Origin of the sequence: Okeania sp. SIO1H4 (assembly GCF_010672695.1) — a bacterium.
GTDB classification, from domain to species: domain Bacteria; phylum Cyanobacteriota; class Cyanobacteriia; order Cyanobacteriales; family Microcoleaceae; genus Okeania; species Okeania hirsuta.
This window is the reverse complement of the sequence record NZ_JAAHGB010000008.1, coordinates 84,934-106,698: the sequence shown is the minus strand read 5'-3', so window position 1 is coordinate 106,698 and position 21,765 is coordinate 84,934. Positions and strand designations below refer to the sequence as shown.

General features: G+C 37.7%; 18 protein-coding genes. 9 read left to right on the top strand and 9 right to left on the bottom strand.

Features of this window, described 5'->3' with window-relative positions; all coding sequences use genetic code 11:
- Nucleotides 1-6 precede the first annotated feature (6 nt).
- Together F6K06_RS09650 and cbiE are read left to right on the top strand one after the other, a co-directional pair.
- Nucleotides 7-783, top strand: a complete 777-nt coding sequence (locus tag F6K06_RS09650) for a DUF1868 domain-containing protein (protein ID WP_287240034.1) — start codon at nucleotides 7-9, stop codon at nucleotides 781-783.
- A 722-nt stretch (nucleotides 784-1,505) separates the two neighbouring features.
- Complete coding sequence (gene cbiE / locus F6K06_RS09645; RefSeq protein ID WP_287240032.1) at nucleotides 1,506-2,762, top strand: precorrin-6y C5,15-methyltransferase (decarboxylating) subunit CbiE; 1,257 nt, start codon at nucleotides 1,506-1,508, stop codon at nucleotides 2,760-2,762.
- 593 nt (nucleotides 2,763-3,355) lie between these two features.
- Here cbiE and F6K06_RS09640 read toward each other — a convergent pair.
- Both F6K06_RS09640 and carB read right to left on the bottom strand, forming a co-directional pair.
- Complete coding sequence (locus F6K06_RS09640) at nucleotides 3,356-4,387, bottom strand: PEP-CTERM sorting domain-containing protein (protein ID WP_287240031.1); 1,032 nt, start codon at nucleotides 4,385-4,387, stop codon at nucleotides 3,356-3,358.
- Nucleotides 4,388-5,406: 1,019 nt separating this feature from the next.
- Nucleotides 5,407-8,637, bottom strand: coding sequence for a carbamoyl-phosphate synthase large subunit (carB, locus tag F6K06_RS09635; RefSeq protein ID WP_287240029.1), 3,231 nt, complete (start codon nucleotides 8,635-8,637; stop codon nucleotides 5,407-5,409).
- 430 nt (nucleotides 8,638-9,067) lie between these two features.
- Between carB and F6K06_RS09630 the strand changes: the two genes are divergently transcribed.
- Both F6K06_RS09630 and F6K06_RS09625 read left to right on the top strand, forming a co-directional pair.
- Nucleotides 9,068-9,319: a hypothetical protein gene (locus tag F6K06_RS09630; protein ID WP_124146291.1), complete on the top strand. Its 252-nt coding sequence runs from the start codon at nucleotides 9,068-9,070 to the stop codon at nucleotides 9,317-9,319.
- A gap of 347 nt (nucleotides 9,320-9,666) precedes the next feature.
- Nucleotides 9,667-10,653, top strand: a complete 987-nt coding sequence (locus F6K06_RS09625; RefSeq protein ID WP_124146292.1) for an ROK family protein — start codon at nucleotides 9,667-9,669, stop codon at nucleotides 10,651-10,653.
- A 635-nt stretch (nucleotides 10,654-11,288) separates the two neighbouring features.
- Here the strand turns inward: F6K06_RS09625 and F6K06_RS09620 are convergent.
- From F6K06_RS09620 to psbH, 6 genes are all read right to left on the bottom strand, one after another.
- The gene (locus F6K06_RS09620) at nucleotides 11,289-11,717 is read right to left on the bottom strand and encodes a hypothetical protein (RefSeq protein WP_124146293.1); all 429 of its coding nucleotides are present in this window, start codon (nucleotides 11,715-11,717) and stop codon (nucleotides 11,289-11,291) included.
- A 442-nt stretch (nucleotides 11,718-12,159) separates the two neighbouring features.
- Nucleotides 12,160-13,881 (bottom strand): CTP synthase, encoded by a 1,722-nt coding sequence (locus F6K06_RS09615; protein ID WP_124146294.1) that lies wholly within the window; start codon nucleotides 13,879-13,881, stop codon nucleotides 12,160-12,162.
- A 407-nt stretch (nucleotides 13,882-14,288) separates the two neighbouring features.
- On the bottom strand, nucleotides 14,289-14,555 hold the full coding sequence (locus F6K06_RS09610; RefSeq protein ID WP_124146295.1) for a DUF3146 family protein: 267 nt from the start codon (nucleotides 14,553-14,555) through the stop codon (nucleotides 14,289-14,291).
- Nucleotides 14,556-14,870: 315 nt separating this feature from the next.
- Nucleotides 14,871-15,515, bottom strand: coding sequence for an aminoacyl-tRNA hydrolase (pth, locus tag F6K06_RS09605; RefSeq protein WP_124146296.1), 645 nt, complete (start codon nucleotides 15,513-15,515; stop codon nucleotides 14,871-14,873).
- Between the two features lie 84 nt (nucleotides 15,516-15,599).
- Nucleotides 15,600-15,872 (bottom strand): TatA/E family twin arginine-targeting protein translocase, encoded by a 273-nt coding sequence (locus tag F6K06_RS09600; RefSeq protein ID WP_124146297.1) that lies wholly within the window; start codon nucleotides 15,870-15,872, stop codon nucleotides 15,600-15,602.
- Nucleotides 15,873-15,978: 106 nt separating this feature from the next.
- Complete coding sequence (psbH, locus tag F6K06_RS09595) at nucleotides 15,979-16,182, bottom strand: photosystem II reaction center phosphoprotein PsbH (protein WP_124146298.1); 204 nt, start codon at nucleotides 16,180-16,182, stop codon at nucleotides 15,979-15,981.
- Between the two features lie 88 nt (nucleotides 16,183-16,270).
- Here psbH and psbN point away from each other — a divergent pair, with 88 nt between their 5' ends.
- From psbN to F6K06_RS09570, 5 genes are all read left to right on the top strand, one after another.
- The gene (gene psbN / locus F6K06_RS09590) at nucleotides 16,271-16,402 is read left to right on the top strand and encodes a photosystem II reaction center protein PsbN (RefSeq protein WP_124146299.1); all 132 of its coding nucleotides are present in this window, start codon (nucleotides 16,271-16,273) and stop codon (nucleotides 16,400-16,402) included.
- A gap of 895 nt (nucleotides 16,403-17,297) precedes the next feature.
- Entirely contained in the window at nucleotides 17,298-18,413 is a 1,116-nt protein-coding gene (aroC, locus tag F6K06_RS09585; protein WP_124146300.1) for a chorismate synthase, read from the top strand.
- 445 nt (nucleotides 18,414-18,858) lie between these two features.
- Nucleotides 18,859-19,767, top strand: a complete 909-nt coding sequence (locus F6K06_RS09580; RefSeq protein ID WP_124154465.1) for an MBL fold metallo-hydrolase — start codon at nucleotides 18,859-18,861, stop codon at nucleotides 19,765-19,767.
- Between the two features lie 83 nt (nucleotides 19,768-19,850).
- Complete coding sequence (locus F6K06_RS09575; RefSeq protein ID WP_161564954.1) at nucleotides 19,851-19,988, top strand: hypothetical protein; 138 nt, start codon at nucleotides 19,851-19,853, stop codon at nucleotides 19,986-19,988.
- A 128-nt stretch (nucleotides 19,989-20,116) separates the two neighbouring features.
- A complete protein-coding gene (locus F6K06_RS09570; protein ID WP_287287591.1) occupies nucleotides 20,117-20,338 on the top strand; it encodes a hypothetical protein in 222 nt (73 codons plus the stop codon).
- A 69-nt stretch (nucleotides 20,339-20,407) separates the two neighbouring features.
- Here the strand turns inward: F6K06_RS09570 and F6K06_RS09565 are convergent, their stop codons facing one another.
- Nucleotides 20,408-21,259 (bottom strand): tetratricopeptide repeat protein, encoded by an 852-nt coding sequence (locus F6K06_RS09565; protein WP_282433613.1) that lies wholly within the window; start codon nucleotides 21,257-21,259, stop codon nucleotides 20,408-20,410.
- Nucleotides 21,260-21,765: the final 506 nt, after the last annotated feature.

Here is a 21,765-nt window from a genome sequence, read left to right as displayed (position 1 = left end):
TTAAGATTGGACGATACATATCAGAACTACATTAACCGAGTAGCACAGACAACCTTGCTATCAAGTTACAAATCTCAGTTGGAATATATCCAACAGTCTCCGAAATTCACTAAACTGGATGGCCAAATTGAGGCGAAAAATTTTCCTGGCTATTCGGTAATTACTCCACCGGGGGAAGAAGACTCGCAAAACAATAAATTTTATCAGCATTTGCAAAAATGTCAACAACTATTGGTAGAACTATTGGGAACTAATTTAATGATTCCCATACCTAGCAATAGTTTTCATTTAACCTTAGCTGATTTAATTTGGGAAAGTGCCTTTCTAGATGCTAGTCAAAGTAATCCTCAATTTGAAGAAAAACTACGCTCTTGCATTGCTGAAAGTCTTCAAGAGTTATCTAGCAAAAATGGCCATCAAGTGCGTTGGCAAGTTTTAGGAATAGTAGTAATGACTAGAGCTATTGGTGTTTGTCTAGTCCCAAAAGATGAAAGTTCTTACGATCAGATTCTACAACTACGTCGGTCAATTTATCAAAATCCTCATTTCATTGCTCTAGGTATTGAACAGCAATATCACTTTACTGCTCATATTACCTTGGGATACTTTGGGGAAATTCCATCAGATTTAGATATTGCTGCTGTAGGAGATGGGATTTTAGAATTAAATAATCAATGGTTGGAAAGCAATTCAGAAATGTTATTGCATCGGGGAGAACTCCGAAAGTTTGATAATATGGTACGGTATTATCGACAACCAGATTGGCCTGTTGTAGATTTGTAATTAGGGTTTGCCCTCAAAAGTCTTTCTCCTAGGTGTAGGAGATAGGAGACAGGAGACAGGAGACAGGAGACAGGAAAAATGGGAATGAGTGAGGAGCTAGGAGTAAGAATTGTCCCAAGATTGTTCTGCCCAAATCTTGACCAAAATTCGCTCATTTTTGAACTATTACCACTTAAAACCTCGCACTTTTTGATACTTAACAAGGCTAAAACCTTTATCTATAAAGACTTTTAGATTTAATCAGCAAGCCCTAATTAAATTAGGCCAGAAATAATATAGGGAATAGGGAATAGGTAGGGACTTTGTATTCAAAGTCCCTACAGATTATTTCGTTTACGGGTTGTTTGGGAGCAAGTAATGAAAGGGGTATTCATAATTCTGATGTTGATTACGGTTAGTCCAAATATCTTAATTCTGATGTTGATTCACCAACGCCATTTTTTGACTTGATAAGTTAGAATTTTGATCGTAACTTGTCCTTAAGGGCAGAGTTGAAAAATTGTATTTGGAGTATTTTATATGGCGTTGCATATTTGCGGGATGAATTAGTGTGGGGAGTGTGGAGGGCGTTACATATTTGCGCATTGGAATTATAGTTTTAGAAAAAGAAGGAAGTATACAAAGATGTGTTACCTTTTTTGCAAAGATTCACCCCTGAGTTCAGCAGCGCCTTTTATATAATTCCTACGGACTACTGACTACTGATATAGCTATAAATTATCGTGAGTATAAATGTTATTGGCATAGGTTTAGATGGAGTTGTTGGACTAAATGAGTCAGTGCGGAAAATTGTTGAAAGGGCGACTGTGTTAGTAGGAAGCGATCGCCATCTCCGTTATTTCCCTAATCATTCTGCCGAAATTATTGTACTGGAAGATATACTTGAGACAATTGTAGAAATACGACAGCATTTAGATATCCCCAACAGTTGTATCGTAGTTTTAACTTCAGGAGACCCTTTATTTTTTGGCTTAGGGCGACTATTAGTAACTCATTTTCCGCCAGAAAAATTAAGGTTTTATCCGCATCTGAGTTCGGTACAATTAGCTTTTAGTCGCCTTAAAATTCCTTGGCAAGATGCTAAAATAATTAGCGTTCATGGTCGCTCAATGGATGAGTTGATTCAAGCACTGCAGCAGGGAATTGAGAAAATAGCAGTGTTAACAGACCATACTCATACACCAAAGGCGATCGCTAGTTTGTTATTAAGTTTAGATTTACCAATTGACTATCATTTTTGGGTCTGTGAAAATATAGGTAGTGAGGATGAACGAGTTCAACAATGGTCTATAGATGAAGCAAAACAAGAAATATTTGCTCCGTTAAATGTAGTGGTATTATTACGTCAATCTAAATTAGCTAATCAATCTGTAAATTTAGCTAATTTGCCTTGGTTGGGGATACCAGATAATTATTTTTTTACTTACGATGACCGCCCAGGGTTAATGACGAAACGGGAAGTACGGGTTTTAATTTTGGCTGAGTTGGGTTTGCAACCAGGACAAATTATTTGGGATATTGGTGCTGGTAGTGGCTCTGTTTCAGTTGAAATTGCCCGCCTTTTTAGTGATTCTACAGTATATGCAATTGAAAAAACTGCTGCTGGAACAAGTTTAATTGAAGAAAACTGCCGTCGCTTTCAGGTTAACAATGTAGTTTCTATTCATGGTAATGCTCCAGATATTTTGCATCACCTGCGCCCTCCCCATAGAATTTTTATTGGGGGTAGTAGTGGTAAACTTAGGAAGATTCTGGGAGTTTGTGGGATGAGGATGTTACCTGGAGGAATGATAGTATTAGCATTTACCAGTTTGGAAAATTTGCATACTGCTTTAAGTTGGGCAGAGGAAAGAAAAAAGAGCGATCGGAGTTGGAATTATCGTCTTTTGCAAGTACAGTTATCTCGATCTATACCTATAGCTAATTTAACTCGCTTTACTCCACTCAATCCAGTGAATATTATGATTATTAGTAGTTAGCACAGGGTAATGTATTTGCGATAAATGAAGGCAATCGCGGTCCTAATGGCGATATATGGATATCCTTGAAACCCTGATCAAACAATAGTTTTGAAGTGCTTGTCACCCTCAGAGGGGACTTACACAATTTTTAGATCTTTAATATAGCCTAAACTCTCTTTATGACTGGCAAATATGTCCCTGTTTTCAGTTAACCAATCAAAAAAACGGATTGATACCAAATCCAGTTTACCTAGACCATAAATAAGTAAGCTAAAATTCATATATATTAAGGTTTTATCAATAAAATATTGTAGTCTATAGTAATTGGATTTGGTATGAATTTCGATCAGATAGTGATTTATGAAGATTTAGCGGAGCAGTTTTTAGCATAGTCATCCCTGAGTTCTGGAGATTGCTTTCCTGACGGAATGCTCTGCAAATGCTGTCGCTGGCAATGACAATTGTTTTGCTGGACAAAATATTACATGAAAAAGTTGAGAGACACAACCTAATATTTTTTGGGTGCATCTTCTCAGAATCAAATATTTGGAGATATACTTAAGTTAGGTTTTAAATTTGACGTAGGTTTGCCAGAAATTAGACCTGTGAACCTACTTTTCTTCTTTTTGTTTGCGTTTCAGGGAAGTTGTACCTAAAGCACCTAAAGTTAGTAAGGCTAGTATAGAAACAGGTTCTGGAGTTTCAGTAGGAGTTTCAGTCATAGAGACACCACCAACTCCAGAGAAAGCAAAGATAGCTGTATTAGGAGTTCCTATATCAGCTCCTCCTGGCACATCTGCTTGACCCAGAGAATAAACTTCCGCACCTACAGCACCTAATGCTGCCAATGCCTCAACTTCTGTGAATGCACCTCCATAAAAGATATTAAAGCTCTTGGAATCTCCACTACCTAGTGAGCCAAATCCAAAATCAAACAAAGCACCATGATCGCTAGGACCACTATCAACTGCATCTCCTGTGAATAATCTCGAAGATCGGCTAGATAAGGGATTAGCACTAGCAAACCCATCATCACTAGCAAATAGTACATTAGTTGCTTCCTCTGTTCCTTGAATAGTTACAAATTCACGAAAAGCAGTAGGTTCAATGTCCCAATCCATAACGCGCCGATAGCGAACATCATCCACTGAAGAACTACTAATGTTCTCGATAGTTACCTCTACATCATATAAGAAAGGAGTTTCGCTAGAAGGTTTGTAATCATGAGTGACTAGAAAAACATCATCAATTGATACTACTGAAGTAGCTGTAGTTGAAGTAGCAGTAAAACTTACTAAATCCAGGTTTTGAACACCATCAATATCAACGTTAGCATAACCAGTGAGACCAGATGCAGCATCAGCAACACCCCACCCCTCAGCTATCAAACCAGGGGCAGTAAATTCTGCACCGGTAGGAAGAAATCGTAAACCGACAGTTGTTGTTCCTACTCCACTAGAAGGAGTACCTCCAGGTATATTCAAATGTCCCTCATCGTTAACTCCAATTTGAATAACTCCATTACTAATAATGGCAGCAGCATTAGCCGCTTGGGTATGAGCGACAGTGGCACCTAAAGTCATTAAGCCTACTGTTGCTGTGGCTACTGATAGTTGTTTAACATTTGAAAGCTTTTTCAACATGATTAAATTTCCTGAGTTAAGATTTATTGCCTACAACATTAATCTACCCCCCCCCCCGAAATTTTCGCAACCCTTTTTGTCTAATTTTACAGAATCTTTAATTTCATCTACGGTGTTTTTAGTAGTTAAAATTAGTGGAATTAACTACTAGATAAAGGCTTGAGGTGTATAGCTATGGCAACAGTACTTATAAAGTTTTGATTAAGCTAGACTAAGTTTTCCGGATATTATGCTTAAATAATAGTCTTATTACGGCTTCAGATAAATTATAGAAATTTTTATTGGTTAGTACATCTAAAAAGGCTGGAAGTGATATAATAAAACTTTGTATAAAAAATATTCTCAAGATAGTGGAATTTTATTTGGAGTTGTAGATTAACAGAGCGATCGCTAGGTGCGTTACTACGGAAATTTTCAATTTATAGCAACTTTGTGGCATGAAAGTAGCGATCGCAAAGGGAAGTAAAAAGTTGAGGGGGTGATAAATTAAACTTTGCTCCCTCTTTATTAGTTAACTGTTAGCTAAAGTTAATGAAATAGGTAGGCACAAATATAGCGCTGTGCGCAGGCAACAGGCAACAGGCAACAGGGGGAATAAAAGACCGATAATACAAGACTTTTAGCTATTGGAAACCTCTTGTAATTTGTAAATATGCCAGCGCACATTGCTATAATTAGTGAGACTTACACAAAACAGAAGTAGAAAATAGGCTCAAAATTCCCTGATCTAGACTGACTATAAGCCATTTTTAGACCATAAAATGTCTAAGTACCACTACTTTTTTATAAGAATCTTTTTGAAAAATGTAGGGACGTTCCATGAAACATCCCTACGGGGTTGACTGTTGGTTGTAAAATTAAGACCTCTCCCCCAACCCCTCTCCTGCTTTTGGAATATTCTCCCCCTTCCCTACAAGGGAAGGGGGTTGGGGGGTTAGGTTATACTACTGTCTCCTAACTCCTGTATGCTGACTCCTTCTTTCATTCTGACTCCTGACTCCTGTATGCTGACTCCTTCTTCAATAATAATCCTGCATCGCCTTCACTTCCAACGCTCCCGACTTCAACGCTCGAATCGCCGCCGCCGTTGCTTTCGCCCCCGCAATAGTCGTAATTAATGGCACTTTATAATCTAACGAACTCCGCCGAATTTTAATCCCATCAGCACGCGCTTCCTCCCCAGAAGGAGTCGTGATAATCAACTGAATTTCTCCATTTTTAATCCCATCCAAAACATTAGGTCGTCCTTCATGCAACTTCAACATCAATCCCACATCCAAACCATGCAAACACAATACCTTCCGAGTTCCCTCAGTAGCTATCACTTTCAAACCCAACTCAATCAAATCCTTAACTACTGGTACAACTGCTTCTTTATGCCGATCGCTCATTGACACAAACACTGTTCCCTCCAAAGGCAATTTTTGCCCTGCGGATAACTGTGCTTTAGCAAACGCTTTACCAAAGTCAACATCAATACCCATCGCCTCCCCAGTAGAGCGCATTTCCGGTCCTAATATTGTGTCTGTACCGGGGAATTTCGCAAACGGTAACACCGCCTCTTTCACAGAAACGTGTTCGGGTATCTGTTCCTCCACAAAACCCAATTCCTCTAACTTTTTTCCAGACATGACTCGCGATGCCATTTTTGCCAAGGGTGTTCCTATTGCCTTAGACACAAAAGGTACTGTTCGCGACGCACGGGGGTTTGCCTCCAAAATATATACTGTTTCCCCTTGCACCGCAAACTGAATATTCATTAACCCGATAACATTCAATGCTTTTGCCAGAGCAACAGTCCATTTACGAATTGTTTCCACTGCAGCAGGAGCTAAAGTTTGATAAGGAATAGAACAAGCAGAGTCACCAGAGTGAATACCTGCTTCCTCAATATGCTCCATTATTCCACCAATAACTACCTGACCTGTACTATCTGCAATGGCATCCACATCCACTTCAATCGCATTTTCTAGGAACTTGTCAATCAAAATCGGATGTTCCGGTTCCACTTGTACTGCAAACTTCATATAACGCTCTAACTCTTGGTCCGAATAGACAATTTCCATCGCCCTGCCTCCCAACACATAGGATGGTCGTACCACTACCGGATAACCTATTTTCTGTGCCACCTCCAGCGCATCCTCAAAACTGCGGGCGAGACCGTTAGCAGCTTGACGAATATCTAAATCTCGCAAAATCTGCTCAAACCTTTCTCGGTCTTCTGCGGTATCGATAGAGTCTGGGGAAGTGCCCCAAATTTTTGTTTTAGTTTCTGTTTGCTCTAAATATTTTTGCAGAGGAACCGCTAACTTCAGAGGTGTTTGTCCGCCAAACTGAACGATAATTCCTTCCGGGTTTTCCGCCTCAATAATATTTAGTACATCTTCTTTAGTTAAAGGTTCAAAATAAAGGCGATCGCTCGTATCATAGTCAGTCGAAACAGTTTCGGGATTAGAGTTAACCATAATTGTTTCAAACCCATCTTCTCCCAGAGCATAACTAGCATGACAACAACAATAATCAAATTCTATTCCCTGACCAATGCGGTTAGGTCCCCCTCCCAGAATCATTACTTTCCGTTTTTCAGAAGGCAAAACTTCTGACTCTTCTTCATAAGTAGAATAATAGTAAGGTGTCAGTGCTTCAAATTCTGCTGCACAAGTATCCACCGTTTTATAAGCAGGTTTAATACCCAAACTCAACCGATAACTTCTGACCTCATACTCATCAGTCTTACTACAATATGCAATTTGGCTATCGCTAAAACCTTGCCGTTTAATATCCCACATCTGCTCTTTTGTTAATTCGTTGAGCGGAGTGCGCTTAATCAATTTTTCTGTATCGGTCAACTCCCGCATCTTATCCAGAAACCAAATATCAATTCCCGTCAACTCATATATTTCTTCTACAGTCATTCCCAGTAACAAAGCATGACGTACTGTAAACATTCTCTCTGGGTTAGGTGTGCGTAACCCGGAGCGTACTTGTTCTAAACTGGGTAACTTTTCCCAGCGATCGCTACCAAAACCTGCCCTACCTGTTTCCAAAGACCGCAATGCTTTCTGAAACGACTCCTGGAATGTCCTACCTATTGCCATTGCTTCTCCCACCGACTTCATTTGAGTAGTCAGCACTGCTTGGGAACCGGGAAATTTCTCAAAAGCAAACCTAGGAATTTTCGTGACAACATAATCTATAGTTGGTTCAAAACTAGCTGGTGTCTTTTTAGTAATATCATTAGGAATTTCATCTAAGGTGTAACCCACTGCTAATTTTGCTGCCATTTTAGCAATAGGAAAACCAGTAGCTTTTGACGCCAAAGCTGAAGAGCGACTCACCCGTGGGTTCATTTCAATCACAATCACATCTCCATTTACTGGGTTGACTGCAAATTGAATATTGGAACCCCCAGTTTCCACCCCTATTTCCCGGATAATTTTAATCGAAGCATCTCGCAGTCGTTGATATTCCTTATCCGTTAACGTTTGAGCTGGAGCAACAGTGATTGAGTCTCCAGTATGTACACCCATCGGGTCAATATTTTCGATCGAACAGATAATTACTACATTATCTGCTAAGTCTCGCATTACCTCCAATTCATATTCTTTCCAACCAATCAACGATTTTTCCACTAGGATTTGAGATACTGGACTAGCATCTATCCCTGCTTGTGCCATTACTTCGTATTCTTCCTGATTGTAAGCAATACCTCCTCCTGTCCCTCCCAGTGTGAAAGCAGGGCGAATAATTAGGGGATAAGTACCAATTTCATTAGCGATCGCTTTTGCCTCTTCCCAGTTGCTAGCAATACCCGATGGACAAACCGGAATACCAATTCGAGCCATTGCTTCCTTGAATAGCAGTCGGTCTTCGGCCATTTCAATTGCTGGTAGTTTAGCCCCGATTAACTCAACACCATACTTAGCTAAAGTACCATTTTTGGCCAAAGATACTGATATATTTAAAGCTGTCTGACCGCCCATTGTGGGTAGGAGAGCATCTGGTCGTTCTTTGGCAATGACTTTTTCTACAAGTTCAGGAGTCAGGGGTTCGATGTAAGTACATTCGGCAATTTCTGGGTCTGTCATAATTGTAGCTGGATTGGAGTTGACCAGCACAACCTCAAATCCTTCTTCTCTAAGAGCTTTACAAGCTTGTGTACCACTATAATCAAATTCACAAGCTTGGCCAATTACAATCGGACCAGAACCAACAAGTAGAATTTTGCGTATATCTTGGCGACGCGGCATAGATTTATATTTATTTGTTTGACAATTAAGGGTTAATTCACAGTATTTTAAGGGTGAGTATAGTTGTAGTGTTATGATATACAGACCAATTTTATATTTGGGCATTTAAATGATGAGTTTTAAATACTCTGAAAAAAAGAATAGGGAATGATTAATTGTTAATTTAATTAATTATATAATCCTCCTATATGATGATTAATTAATCTGACTTAATAGAAGTCGGAATTAATATTTTTAACTTTTGTCCAAGAAATAAGGTCTCAGACCTTTCCTTCCTTTTAAAAGGATCGGGAGTTACGCAAAATATGAAAATATAAACCACCTGTAGGGGTTAATGGCAGTTAATCCCTATTAGATATAGTCCCTCTGCTTTAGTAGTAGGTACTGATAACTAATAACTGATAATTGGTAACTGATAACTGATAAAGATATGCCTAGAAACCCTGATGAATTTGCCATACACCTGATTTTACAAGGTGGCGCTCGCGAAGAAGTACGTTTTCTGACTCTTAAAGAATTTCAAACTTGGTACAGTGGCGTTATAGTTCCAAAGCATGATTCTCCAGAGTTTGTAAATGTGCCAATTAAGACTATTCAAGGAGAATATATGGTTGTTCGTCCCTCTGCTATAATTGCTATCCGGGTTGAACCTATATTTAATTCTAGTGTTGAAAGATTTTAAGTGAAGTTCTCTGCCGTTGAATCTGATATCATGTCCGCTTAATTAGCAATAATAAAGTTTTTGTTTGTAGTTTTGCTCTAGCCCTTGCAATACTTAATATTATTGCTAAAGTAAAACTACGCAGCTCTATTATAACTGTTCTACCGTAAGGGTAGCTCCCCCGAAGGGGACAAATTATATGGGATGATAACGGGAACTTCAAAACAAGGATAACTGTACCCAATTTCCTGATGAAGTTTCTTGTTTTGTTGAGGCAATGCTACGCTTTACATATCCCGTTTGCGCCCTTCATAACCTAGGAAAGCGTTAACGTGCGTTGTGTGACAGCTAAACACAGACTAACTAACATGAATATTCAGGTAATAGGTATTGATATAGGGGGAACGGCAATTAAACTGGGGCGTTTTGACAAAGATGGAGTTTGTCATCAATTTTTAAATGTGCCAACTCCTCAACCTGCAACCCCAAAAGCAGTAGTTGATGTGATGGTAGAAGCAATTTTGTTATTGCAACGCTCTGCGAACTCTGGTTTAAGATCTAATTCTTCACTCAACAATTATAGTGTTAATCCACTTGATTTATCTGTAGCTAAATCTCAACCAGATAACTCAGCAGTTATTCAAGCAATAGGTATTGGAGTACCTGGCCCTACTGATGTCCAAGGTAGAATATCTAAAGTAGCAATTAATTTGACAGATTGGCAAAATGTTCCCTTGGCTGAGTGTTTGGAGGAAAAGACAGGTTTAGCAGTAGTTTTGGCTAATGATGCTAATTGTGCTGGTTTAGGAGAATCTTGGCTAGGGGCAGGTCGTTCGTTTAAAAATATGATTATGCTTACTCTGGGTACTGGTGTTGGGGGAGCAATTATTTTAGATGGTCAATTGTTTGTAGGTCATTTAGGTGCTGCGGGAGAGTTAGGGTTAATTACTGTGAACCCGGACGGGCCAGAGTGTAACAGTGGTAATAGTGGGTCTCTAGAACAATATGTTTCTGTTCAGGCAATTCGTCGAGCTACTGGTAAAGAACCATTGGAGTTAGCAAATTTGGCTCAAACTGGAGACAAATTTGCCCTAGAATTCTGGGAATATTATGGCAGACTTTTGGGTGCAGGTTTGGCAAGTTTGATTTATATCTTGACACCAGAAGCTGTAATTATTGGAGGGGGAGTGAGTGCTGGTGCAGAACTTTTTTTGCCTGTAGCTAAAGCAGAAATTGAGAGACGAGTTTTGTTGAGTTCTCGTTTAGGCTTAAAATTATTAACGGCTAAATTAGGTAATCATGCTGGTATTGTAGGAGCTGCTAAATTAGCTTGGGCAAGTTTGCATAATAATTAGACATCTCCTACAAAAGAGGGAGTGGGGAAGTGCTTACTAAGGGTTTTTACCTTTGATGTCAAAGAAGTGTGGGACACCCAACCCTAACTCCTCCCAGGAGTGGAGTAGAGAGTTGCTAGGAGGAGCGGAGAATAGAATTTAATTAGAAAGTAGTCGGATATATTTGTCTGTTAATTTTTCGGCGTTGCACAGTGACGAATGATTTGATATTTTTGATTGAATTGGATTGTGGATTAATCAATTGCTAGAATGATTAATTAATGGTTATTTTTAGTCAAAATCTAAACCAATTTTTGGCAATATCATTCCATAATGTGCAACCCCAAGACTTTAGCCTTCTGAGATTACAAAAAAGTTAGCATTTTGGGCAAATCAAGGACAAAAAAATTGAGGGAAATTCTTACTTCTACCTCCTCTAAATTCCCCGTTTCTCCTGACTCCTGACTTCTGACTCCTACCCATAGCAAAAAACTTTATTCAGCAAACCCTAATTAATGCTAAATACCGTGACAACTATCAAAAAGGTATAACGCTAGTGTTAATTGCTTAATAATTGAAGTGCTACCTAAGTATACCATAACTTTTGGTAATTGGTATTAGACCGTCTTCCTTCTTCCTTCTTCCCTCTTCCTTCTTCAAGGTAAAGAATACCCTGTTACTTTTGTGATAAATTCCACAACCTTTTCATAAGCTTCCGGATCGATATTGGGACTAATAATAATATCTTTTGTACTATCTGGTAGCCAAAAAGTTATACGACCATTAGGTTCAGAAGCAAATGTAGTAATACAATTCAAATTTATAAACCATTCATGGCGATCGTAAATAATATGTACCCAACATTCATCATTAGTGAGACAGTTTATCTCAATCTTTTCTGTAATATATTTTATGACTAGCTGATAGTCATGTTCGCAACTTTGCTTATTTAATATAATTGGCTGACTGCTATTTGGCAACCAAAAAGTTAGTCGTTTATTTGGCTGACAAGAAAAAGCAGTAATATGATCGAGGTCGATCAAGTATTTACTTCTTTCATAATCTATTTTAATCCAGTAGGCCACATGACCCCCTCAAAGCTTTGATTTCTTGCATTTCTCCAAATTAGTGCAAGTTACTCTAAAAGTCCGATGGACACTATTGAGTTATCCTCGATCTGGTAAATTACTACTCAATAAACCTATCCCACTATTTTTAACAGGCTTATTTGTTTAAGTAAAATGTGTTTTAAAAGTTTAATTTTTTGTTTTTAACTCTCAAAATATTTAGGGTTTTTAGCAAAAATATTATTACTGGGATAGGTTCACTCAATGAAAAAGATTTATTTTTTAAATCAAGAAGTTTACCACTACTAAAAGTTTCAAATATCTAAGATAACTATCAGCGATTAATATTAGAAAATATAACAATGTTTAATGCTGTATTTAAGATTATTAGTAATCGCCTAAGATAGGGAAATTAAACTAGATAACAAACAATAATAAAAAAATTTTAGTAACTAATAATCTAGTCAGCACTTAGGATAGAACCTGTACTAACTACATTATCTTGGGTGACTTCAACATTATTTACAGACAAATCATAACATTTTTCTTGTGAACTAGCAGCTTTAAAAAAGCTATGAAATAGAGGGTGAGGAGTGCTAGGTCGAGATTGAAACTCTGGATGAAATTGTGTAGCAATAAAGAAAGGATGAGTGGGAAGTTCAATAATTTCTACTAACCTACCATCCGGAGAAGCTCCACTAATAACATATCCTGTTTCTAACAACAAGTTCCGGTAAGCATTATTAAATTCATATCTATGACGATGACGTTCATAAATCACCTCTTGCTGATAAGTCTGAAATGCTAATGTATCAGTTTGAAGACGGCAAGGATAAAGTCCCAGTCGCATAGTACCGCCCAAGTCCACTACATCTTGTTGTTCGGGTAACAAATTAATCACTGGGTTTGGTGTTTCAGGGTCAAACTCCGCACTATGGGCACATTCCAATTTTGCTATATTCCGTGCCCACTCAATTACCGCACATTGCATTCCCAGACATAACCCCAAAAAAGGAATGTTTTGCAACCGAGAATATTGAATAGCAGCTATTTTTCCATCAATACCTCTCACTCCAAAACCTCCCGGAACAATAATTCCATTCACCTTTTCCAGGTAGGTCTTTGCTCCTTTGGCCTCTACATCTTCAGAACTGACCCAACGCAGATTTAAGTCCACACCAATAGCTATTGCAGCATGGCGTAATGCCTCTACCACTGATAAATAAGCATCGCTCAGTTGAATATATTTACCTACTATGGCAATTTCAATAGTTGTAGCAGTAGATGATTGGACATTGTTTGTCTCTATTTCAGGATTGTCCCGATGATAAAGACGATTGACCAAAGTTTGCCACTTACCAAGATTTGGCTGGCGTTGCTCCATATTTAATAATTCTAGAGCTTGCACCGCTAGTCCTTCTGTTTCTAACATTAGAGGTACTTCATAAATACTTTCGGCATCTTTTGATGTAATTACGGATGCTACAGGTACATCACAGAATTCAGACATTTTTTCTTTTAAGTTGTTGCTCAGTTGGCGATCGCATCGACAGACTAGAATATCTGGCTGAATACCAATAGAGCGCAACTCTTTGACTGAATGTTGAGTGGGCTTAGTTTTCATCTCCCCTGCCGCTGCAATCCAAGGGACTAGGGTAACATGAATATATAACACATGATTTCGTCCCACATCTTTACGAAATTGCCGAATAGCTTCTAAAAAGGGCTGAGATTCAATATCTCCTACAGTCCCCCCAATTTCTGTAATTACTACATCTGGATTAGCATTTTTGGCAACTCTATGTACCCGCTCTTTTATTTCATTGGTAATATGAGGAATAACTTGAACTGTGCTTCCTTTGTAATCGCCTCGTCTTTCTTTATTGATGACTGCTTGGTAGATTGAACCCTGGGTAACACTATTTAGGCGAGACATGGAGGTATCTGTAAATCGTTCGTAGTGACCCAAGTCTAGGTCTGTTTCTGCCCCATCTTCTGTGACAAATACTTCTCCATGTTGGAAGGGACTCATGGTACCTGGGTCTACATTGATATAGGGGTCTAATTTCAGAATAGATACGGAATAATCCCGTGATTTGAGCAAACGGCCTAAGCTTGCTGCTACAATTCCTTTACCAATACTGGAAACTACTCCACCAGTTATAAATACAAATTTACTCATAAGTTTTTTTTGAAGAAGGTTTTAGGTTTGAAGAAGGTTTTAGGTGGTAGTTTAAAGACTGGAATAATTTCATTTCTGAAGAAAGAAGGTTTTATATAGAATCCGGTTATACAGTATATATTTATAATTCTATCCACACTCCAATATTAAATCGGACTACCTCCCCACCTCCCCATCTCTCCCAACTATATAATTAAGTATTTAACCGGATTTGATATTATGTGGTAGGTTTTAGGTAGTAGGTCAAAGGCTGGAATAATTTCATTTCAATAGTTATAATTTTTTGCTTTTTTGTGTGGATTTTAAGCTATCAATACTTATAAATACTTAGATTTTAAATTATTAGTTGCTTTTCGACAGTTAATCTACATTTTCAACTAAAATCTCCCATCTAATCTAATTAATATCTAAAATTTGGCTTTAATTGTAAAATAATAATCCCCACCAGCTTCTAGTTGATAATCCCATTTTTCTAGAAACCTACCTAAAGGTTCTTGAATTAAAGCACGTCCTTGAGAAGGGCGAATGGAAAGAGTTTTTTTATGGCGAAAACCCCATTTAAAATGCCAATTAAAAGACCCAGCACTTACTTCTCCTTCGATAATGCCTTTTTGCCAAGACTGACGAGTTACTCTGACATAAGCAGTAGTTTCTGGTAAACCTTTATAACTCATTAATAGTGAAAAGTCACACTTTATATTTTATTAAAGTCAAAATTTTCAAGAAGCGGTCAGCAGTCAGCAAGATTATTTTTTTGAACGTGCGATAATAGGATTTCAACCCTTCCTAAACCATCTGGCGCAATGGTGAGTTCTCGGGGATTTTAACCCGAGCTGCTAAAAGCTGTTAACGTAGTTCCTCAGCAAGAGGATAGCTGTTAGCTCCGCATTCCGGTACGCAAATGCTAAAAGCTTATAGCTAGTTAAATTCAGATAATACACTCATCTATATAAATCAAGGCACTTTTAAATACTTGCTTAAATAGTAAATTAATCTTCTGGTAAGCTAACACTACGACTATTATAGAGACTCATTGCTTTTTCTATTCCTTGTCTCAAAGAAAGCTCTACAGCTTCTACAACTAATTTCAGCACTTGAGTCATTAATTGACTTTCCTCTGGGCTAAACTTTCCTAAAACATGACCAATAGTATTTGGATCTCTACTTTCAGCAGCAGCATTCTTTGGCTTACCTATACCTATTCGCAAACGAGGAAATTTTTGAGTCCCTAAATGAGCGATCGCTGACTTCATCCCATTATGGCCACCAGCAGACCCAGATAACCGTAGTCGCAGTCGTCCCATTGGCAAATCCATATCATCATATATAATTAGCACCGAATTTTGTGGCAATTTATACCAATCTAACACGGTACGAATTGCTTGTCCCGACTTATTCATATAAGTCAAGGGTTTGAGCAAATAAATTTTATCGGATTTTATACCTCTGCCTTCTCCAAATTCTGCTTTAAATTTTCGGTTTTCCGATAGAGAAGTATGCCACATATTGGCTATACTATCAACTGCCGCAAATCCTATATTGTGTCTAGTTCTTTCGTATTTTTGCTCTGGATTTCCCAAACCTACAATTAATTGAGGAATCACTAAATTTTGCCCTGATGCCACCTCTTTCATTACGTTAAGAATTAAAATTAAATCGTCAAAAATATTATCTTTTTTTGGATTGGCTCAGGTTAAATTTTTCTCTACTTTTATCAACTAGCTTTTCTGACTTGTCTCTGTAGGAGAAGAAACAGTTACTACTTTTTCTGAATCTGATTCAGGTGCATACTGACTAACTTGAGACCCTTCTTCTAACTGTTTTGCCTCTCGTTTAAACTCATTTTCAAACTCTTTAGCTCCTGCTTTAAAACTATTTATCGCTTGCCCTAAACTACGACCAATTTCTGGTAGTTTCTTTGGACCGAATATCAAAAGAGCTACGACTAAAATTACAATCATTTCAGGCAGACCAATACCAAAAATATTCATCTTGTTTTTTACTCCTAAAACTTATCTGAGATTATTACTAAGGATATAGCTAGGGCTGGAGAAATTTTAATTAATTGAATTTCTTAGCCCTACTCTTTAATTCATCTTATTTGGTGAGGCTAGCCCAGTCCACATCAACATTCTCTAACAACAACGAAGAGTTGTAGATTTGGAGAATAATCAACAAGAAGACAAAGAATAAGCCTATAAAAACGGCCATTAATAGTGTAGTTCCCCAACCGGGAGATACTTTACCATATTCAGAGTTTAAAGGTTTGAGCAGGTCTCCTAATCCAGTTCTTTGTGCCATAAGTTTCTATGTAATCTATAATTCAGCAGAATTTTTTAATCTTTTGTAATATTGTATATGTATAACACTCATAATTTTAATGAATTATATGGAACCTGCAACAGTTCTTAGTATCTCTATAGGTGTAATGGTTGTGGCCATTACTAGCTTTTCAATTTATACGGCTTTTGGACCTCCCGCTAAGGAGTTGAGAGACCCTTTTGATGAACACGAAGATTAAGGTTAATTAACTATTATTGATTTATTAATATATATAAACTTATGTTATTATAGATTGATATAGTTATACTTTTGTTTGCTAAAGCTTAAAAACATGGACTATCCAAGACAAATATCTACAAAATGTCTATGTTTTTACGCCATTAATCTGTGTTATTATTACATATGTATGCTAAAAACAGAGTATTCTAGCAACAATTATGGACTGTTTGACACTCGACTTTTCATAAGGACGAAAACCCCAGAGGGAATCCTAAACTCAATGTGTTTGATCGGAACATTAACCAACCTTCGCGCGCCAGTAGGCTTATGGACAGGTGAGGCGGAAAATTACTCTTACTCAGTGATGAAGAGGATGTCTAGGATTGTCTAGATTTTTAGAAGGTGATTAATACTCTCTCGTTATCATTATCAAAATTTAACGGGAGATTACTGCCAATTTTAACTGGCCTCTTAATACTAGGGTAAAGTAATTCCTGATGTTTTTGACCAGGGAATAAAGGGTTTGCCGTTTAGCCTTGTAGTGCTTGACCCACTAAGAATGACTAGGCTTTCAGACCTTTGAGTAGGTTTAGTTGAGCAGTTAACAGCTATTAATTTTCTGTCATTTTTTTGACAGAAACATTCTAGAAATTCTAGAAACATAGACCAACTTACGTCATTAATTGACTTAGCCAATCTGTCCGAACTAAACCCTTAATATTGAGATTTTCAATCGCCACAATATCGTTTCGCTCTCGTTGCTGACCCCTGATGTGATTCTTTAAACTTTTTCTCCATAGTCCTACACCTCAAAAACTCTTGACAGAGCAAAGTATTTGCCGATCGCTGAGTGCTTTATTTAAAGAAAACAGGTTAAAATAGAGGTCTTAATTCTTTATTGTAGTTTGAGTTTCATGGGCAACACATTTGGACATCTATTTCGGGTAACAACATTTGGTGAATCCCACGGAGGAGGAGTAGGAGTTATAATTGATGGTTGCCCTCCTCAACTAGAAATAGATGTTGCAGAAATTCAATATGAGTTAGACCGTAGGCGTCCAGGGCAAAGCAAAATTACTACACCTCGCAAAGAAACAGATATTTGTGAAATACTGTCTGGAGTATTTGAAGGTCAAACTTTGGGTACGCCAATGATGATTTTGGTGAGAAATAAGGATGCTCGTCCACAAGATTATCAGGAGATGGCTAGTAAATACCGTCCATCTCATGCTGATGCAACTTATGATGCTAAGTATGGTATTAGGAACTGGCAAGGTGGGGGACGGTCTTCAGCTAGAGAAACTATTGGACGCGTTGCTGCTGGGGCGATCGCTAAAAAAATTCTCAAACAATATTCTGGTGTGGAAATTGTTGGCTATGTGAAGCGCATCAAAAATTTAGAGGCCATTGTCGATCTAGAAACAGTGACTATAGAACAAGTGGAAAGTAATATTGTCCGTTGTCCAGATACTGAATGTGCAGACAGAATGATTGAATTAGTAGAACAAATACGGGATGTGGGAGATTCTCTGGGAGGTGTGGTTGAATGTGTGGCCAGGAATGTCCCGAAAGGTCTTGGTTCTCCTGTATTTGATAAATTAGAAGCAGATTTAGCTAAGGGTGTAATGTCCTTGCCAGCGAGCAAAGGATTTGAAATTGGTTCTGGTTTTGCAGGTACTACTCTCACAGGTAGCGAGCATAATGATGAATTTTATACAGATGAGCAAGGGGAAATTCGGACTGTGACTAATCGTTCTGGAGGGGTACAGGGAGGAATTTCTAATGGAGAAAATATTGTGTTGCGGGCAGCATTTAAACCAACTGCTACAATTCGTAAAGAGCAGCGTACTGTTAGTCGTGTAGGTGAAGAGACATTGTTAGCAGCGAAAGGAAGACATGACCCTTGCGTTTTACCTAGAGCTGTACCTATGGTAGAAGCAATGGTAGCCATTGTGCTATGCGATCATTTATTGCGCCATCATGGACAATGTGAGAGTTTGAAATATATGGCGCTACGCGCTAGGGAATAGGGAATAGGGAATAGCTAACTGTAAAAGGGTTTTTCCCTGTGGAATCCATCAGGAAACAGGATTGAAAAATGTCTTAACCAATTCGGTGTTGCTGATTTGAGGTATGAAATTCAACTTTGGGTAAATTTTAAGCAAAAACAATATTGCAAATTATACCTATTTAGTCACCGAACAACTCTTTTCTACCTACTGACTCCTGACTCCTAGCTCCTAACTCCTGTGAAATCATACATTTATTCAGCAACGCCAGCAATTCTTGTAATCCTATAAATAGTGCTTTGCAGATTGGTTAATTATTAAAGTTGGACAATTTAATTTTTTGAATTGGCAATAATTAACAACTTATAGAAAAGCAAGCTGCTATATTTTCTGTCTCTAGTTCAATTTCCTAAAAATCCAGAAATCTTTAAATTCATAAAGTGGAAACTGCTAAAAGAAAATTCATATGGAAACTAAACTTTCTTCTGAAGTGCTAACTAAAGATAATGTTGATTTCTCGAAGATGTCTGAACAAATGGGAGATTTTTTAGTGAAGTTCTGGGGTGTACGAGGTAGTGTTCCTACTCCAGGAAAAGATACTATTAGATATGGTGGAAATACTTCCTGCATAGAAATGCAAATAGCTGGTAAGCGGCTGATATTTGATGGTGGCACTGGTCTACGAGAATTAGGCGAGGAAATGATGCAGGAAATGCCAGTAGAAGCTTATATGTTTTTTACTCATTATCACTGGGATCATATTCAAGGTTTCCCTTTATTTACTCCTGCTTTTACCCAAGGAAATAGTTTTCATATCTACGGAGCTATACCTCCAGAAGGGGAGTCAATGAGAAAGCATTTTATACAAAGGGTTCTACATTATAACTCTCCTATTCCTTTAAATGGTATCCAGGCTGACTTACGTTTTTATGAGCTTCAGCATGGGGAAAAAATGATGCTGGATGATATTGAGATTGAGACTGGTTCTCTGAATCATCCTAATACAGCAATGGGATATAGAGTGACATGGAATGGACGGACGGTAGTTTATTGTTCTGATACAGAACATTTTCCCGATCGCTTGGATGAAAGTGTGGTAAATTTAGCCCGCAATGCTGACCTATTAATCTATGATGCTATGTACACTGATGATGAGTATCATAATCCCAAGTCTTCTAAGGTAGGTTGGGGACATTCGACTTGGCAGGAAGCAATCAAAGTAGCTAAAGCGGCTGAAGTGAAGCGGGTGGTAATTTTTCACCATGAACCTACTCACAGTGATGATTTTCTCGATGAAATAGCAAAAAAAGTCAAAACAGCTTTTCCCCAGGCAGTTATGGCCCGCGAAGGTTTAGTCCTGCCAATGGGAGTTTAAAAAGCGTTTTCTGGCGGAATGCTGCGCAAACAGCAATTCAGCAGTTCAGCGGTCAGCTCTGCAAACAGATACCTAATTAGGGTTTGCTGAAAAAGTCTTTTAGTAGGAGACAGGAGACAGGAGACAGGAAACAGGAGACAGGAAGAACAGGGAATGAGCGAGGAGGTAGGAGTAAGAATTGTAAGAGTGATTTTTCTACCATAGTCAGCCCAAAATACTAGCTTTTTGCAGCTGTTGGCACCGAAAAGCTGGCACTTTTTTGAACCCCAAAAAGGCTAATACCTTTATTTATCAATACTTTGAGAATTAATCAGCAGAGCAATAATTAGGGTTTGCTGAAAAAAGCAGAGTGTGGGGACCCACCCCTAACCCCTCCCAGGAGGGGAATGTGGGGAGGGTGGGGAGAGCTGAGAAAGTAGGAGGAATAATTGTACCTGTATCTTTCTGTGCTTATCTGCCTTTTATCCTGACTTTTTGGTCACTCAAGCTGAAAAGTTGGCACTTTTTTTCGCTCCAAAAAGGCACTTACTTTTATATGTCAGTGTTTTTAGATTTAATCAGCAAACCCTAATTATATGCACAAATTTTTAGGCTAATAGCTGAAGCGCTAATAGCTGATAGCTAGTTAAAATAACTACTTTTAGTACAGGTTTAATAATAGCTGCTTTCGATATTCTTTACTGGTAGAGTTATCATCTCCTAAGATATTAAATATTGCCAGCATTGCTTTGCGTGCGCCGTCATTTTTATATTTACGATTTCTGGTGACTATATCTAAAAATAATTTTAGTGCTTCTTCATAGTTAGCTGATAGTGTTAAGCTACAAGCTTGAGCATACATTTTATCTAGTTCACTATCACCAGGATTTTCTACTTCTTGTTTAAAGTGAATTAGTCCTTTTACTGCTTGTATTTGGGGATAAAACTCTCGGTTATTTTCTCCAATAGTTTCTATTAGTTTTTGAGCTTCTTCTAATCGATTTAAGCTGACTAAAAATTTTGCAGCTTCTATGATTAAGCTAATGTTACGAGGATATTTTTGAAAAAGCTGGTCTAAAAGATTTTTTGCTTGTTTTAATTCACCAGATTTTGTCAAATTTCGCAGTGTTTCTAATTCTGTTTCTAGTTCTGATTTTAGGTTAAGTTCACCTAGAAAATTTCGTAGTTTTGGCTCTGATAGAACTCCTACAAAACCTGGTTTAACTTCTCCTTGAGTTACAATTTTAACATCTGGTACTCCCTCTACACCATAAGTTTGAGCTAATTCGGGATTATGATCGACATCCACTTTAGCTAAGATAAAGTCATATTCTTGAACCAACTTTTCTAAGATTGGTTTAAGCATTTTACACGGACCACACCAAGTAGCGTAAAAGTCTACTAAAATAGGTTTTTTGTGGGAATTTTTTAATACTTCGGTGGCAAAGGTTGTGTTGTCAACTTCTATAGATATACCCATTGAATTCCTAGAATATTTTGTGTTATTAACTATTATGTCATTATGTCGGAATTGAGCAAATTTTTGACTATATAATATGAAATAGGTGAATGTTTGCTACAGGCAATTGATCGGGAGATAGAGAGATGTGGAAATGGGGGAATGCTAAAATAGCATAATTACTTGTATTTCAGATAAAATTTATCTTTTATTCTCTCGCTCAACTTATTTATTGAGGTTTTGTGAAATAATTGTAGTATTATTTTTTGTATTTCATATAAGGTTAAAATTTTCAATTATTTTAACCTTGCTACCCTAGAATTTGTATCAAGTTTGAATAAGTGCGTTATCAATAAAAAAAATCTTGTTTATAGTTATGAGAAAGAGAGATTATACAAAGTCTGGTTTATCAAACAGATTGATGATTTTTCCCTATTTCCTGTTCTCTCCTTTAAAAAATATCATATTCGTATAATCAGTTATGATTAAGATTGCTTTAGTCAGAGTTTTGTTGGAATATATGTAGAAAGTTACCATTTCTTAAATTACTGTAAATTGCA

Excerpts from the sequence above, each read along its gene's own strand:
- F6K06_RS09640 (WP_287240031.1), bottom strand. The coding sequence starts at position 4,387 with ATGTTGAAAAAGCTTTCAAATGTTAAACAACTATCAGTAGCCACAGCA.
- carB (WP_287240029.1), bottom strand. The coding sequence starts at position 8,637 with ATGCCGCGTCGCCAAGATATACGCAAAATTCTACTTGTTGGTTCTGGT.
- F6K06_RS09630 (WP_124146291.1), top strand. The coding sequence starts at position 9,068 with ATGCCTAGAAACCCTGATGAATTTGCCATACACCTGATTTTACAAGGT.
- F6K06_RS09625 (WP_124146292.1), top strand. The coding sequence starts at position 9,667 with ATGAATATTCAGGTAATAGGTATTGATATAGGGGGAACGGCAATTAAA.
- F6K06_RS09615 (WP_124146294.1), bottom strand. The coding sequence starts at position 13,881 with ATGAGTAAATTTGTATTTATAACTGGTGGAGTAGTTTCCAGTATTGGT.
- F6K06_RS09610 (WP_124146295.1), bottom strand. The coding sequence starts at position 14,555 with ATGAGTTATAAAGGTTTACCAGAAACTACTGCTTATGTCAGAGTAACT.
- pth (WP_124146296.1), bottom strand. The coding sequence starts at position 15,515 with ATGAAAGAGGTGGCATCAGGGCAAAATTTAGTGATTCCTCAATTAATT.
- F6K06_RS09600 (WP_124146297.1), bottom strand. The coding sequence starts at position 15,872 with ATGAATATTTTTGGTATTGGTCTGCCTGAAATGATTGTAATTTTAGTC.
- psbH (WP_124146298.1), bottom strand. The coding sequence starts at position 16,182 with ATGGCACAAAGAACTGGATTAGGAGACCTGCTCAAACCTTTAAACTCT.
- psbN (WP_124146299.1), top strand. The coding sequence starts at position 16,271 with ATGGAACCTGCAACAGTTCTTAGTATCTCTATAGGTGTAATGGTTGTG.
- aroC (WP_124146300.1), top strand. The coding sequence starts at position 17,298 with ATGGGCAACACATTTGGACATCTATTTCGGGTAACAACATTTGGTGAA.
- F6K06_RS09580 (WP_124154465.1), top strand. The coding sequence starts at position 18,859 with ATGGAAACTAAACTTTCTTCTGAAGTGCTAACTAAAGATAATGTTGAT.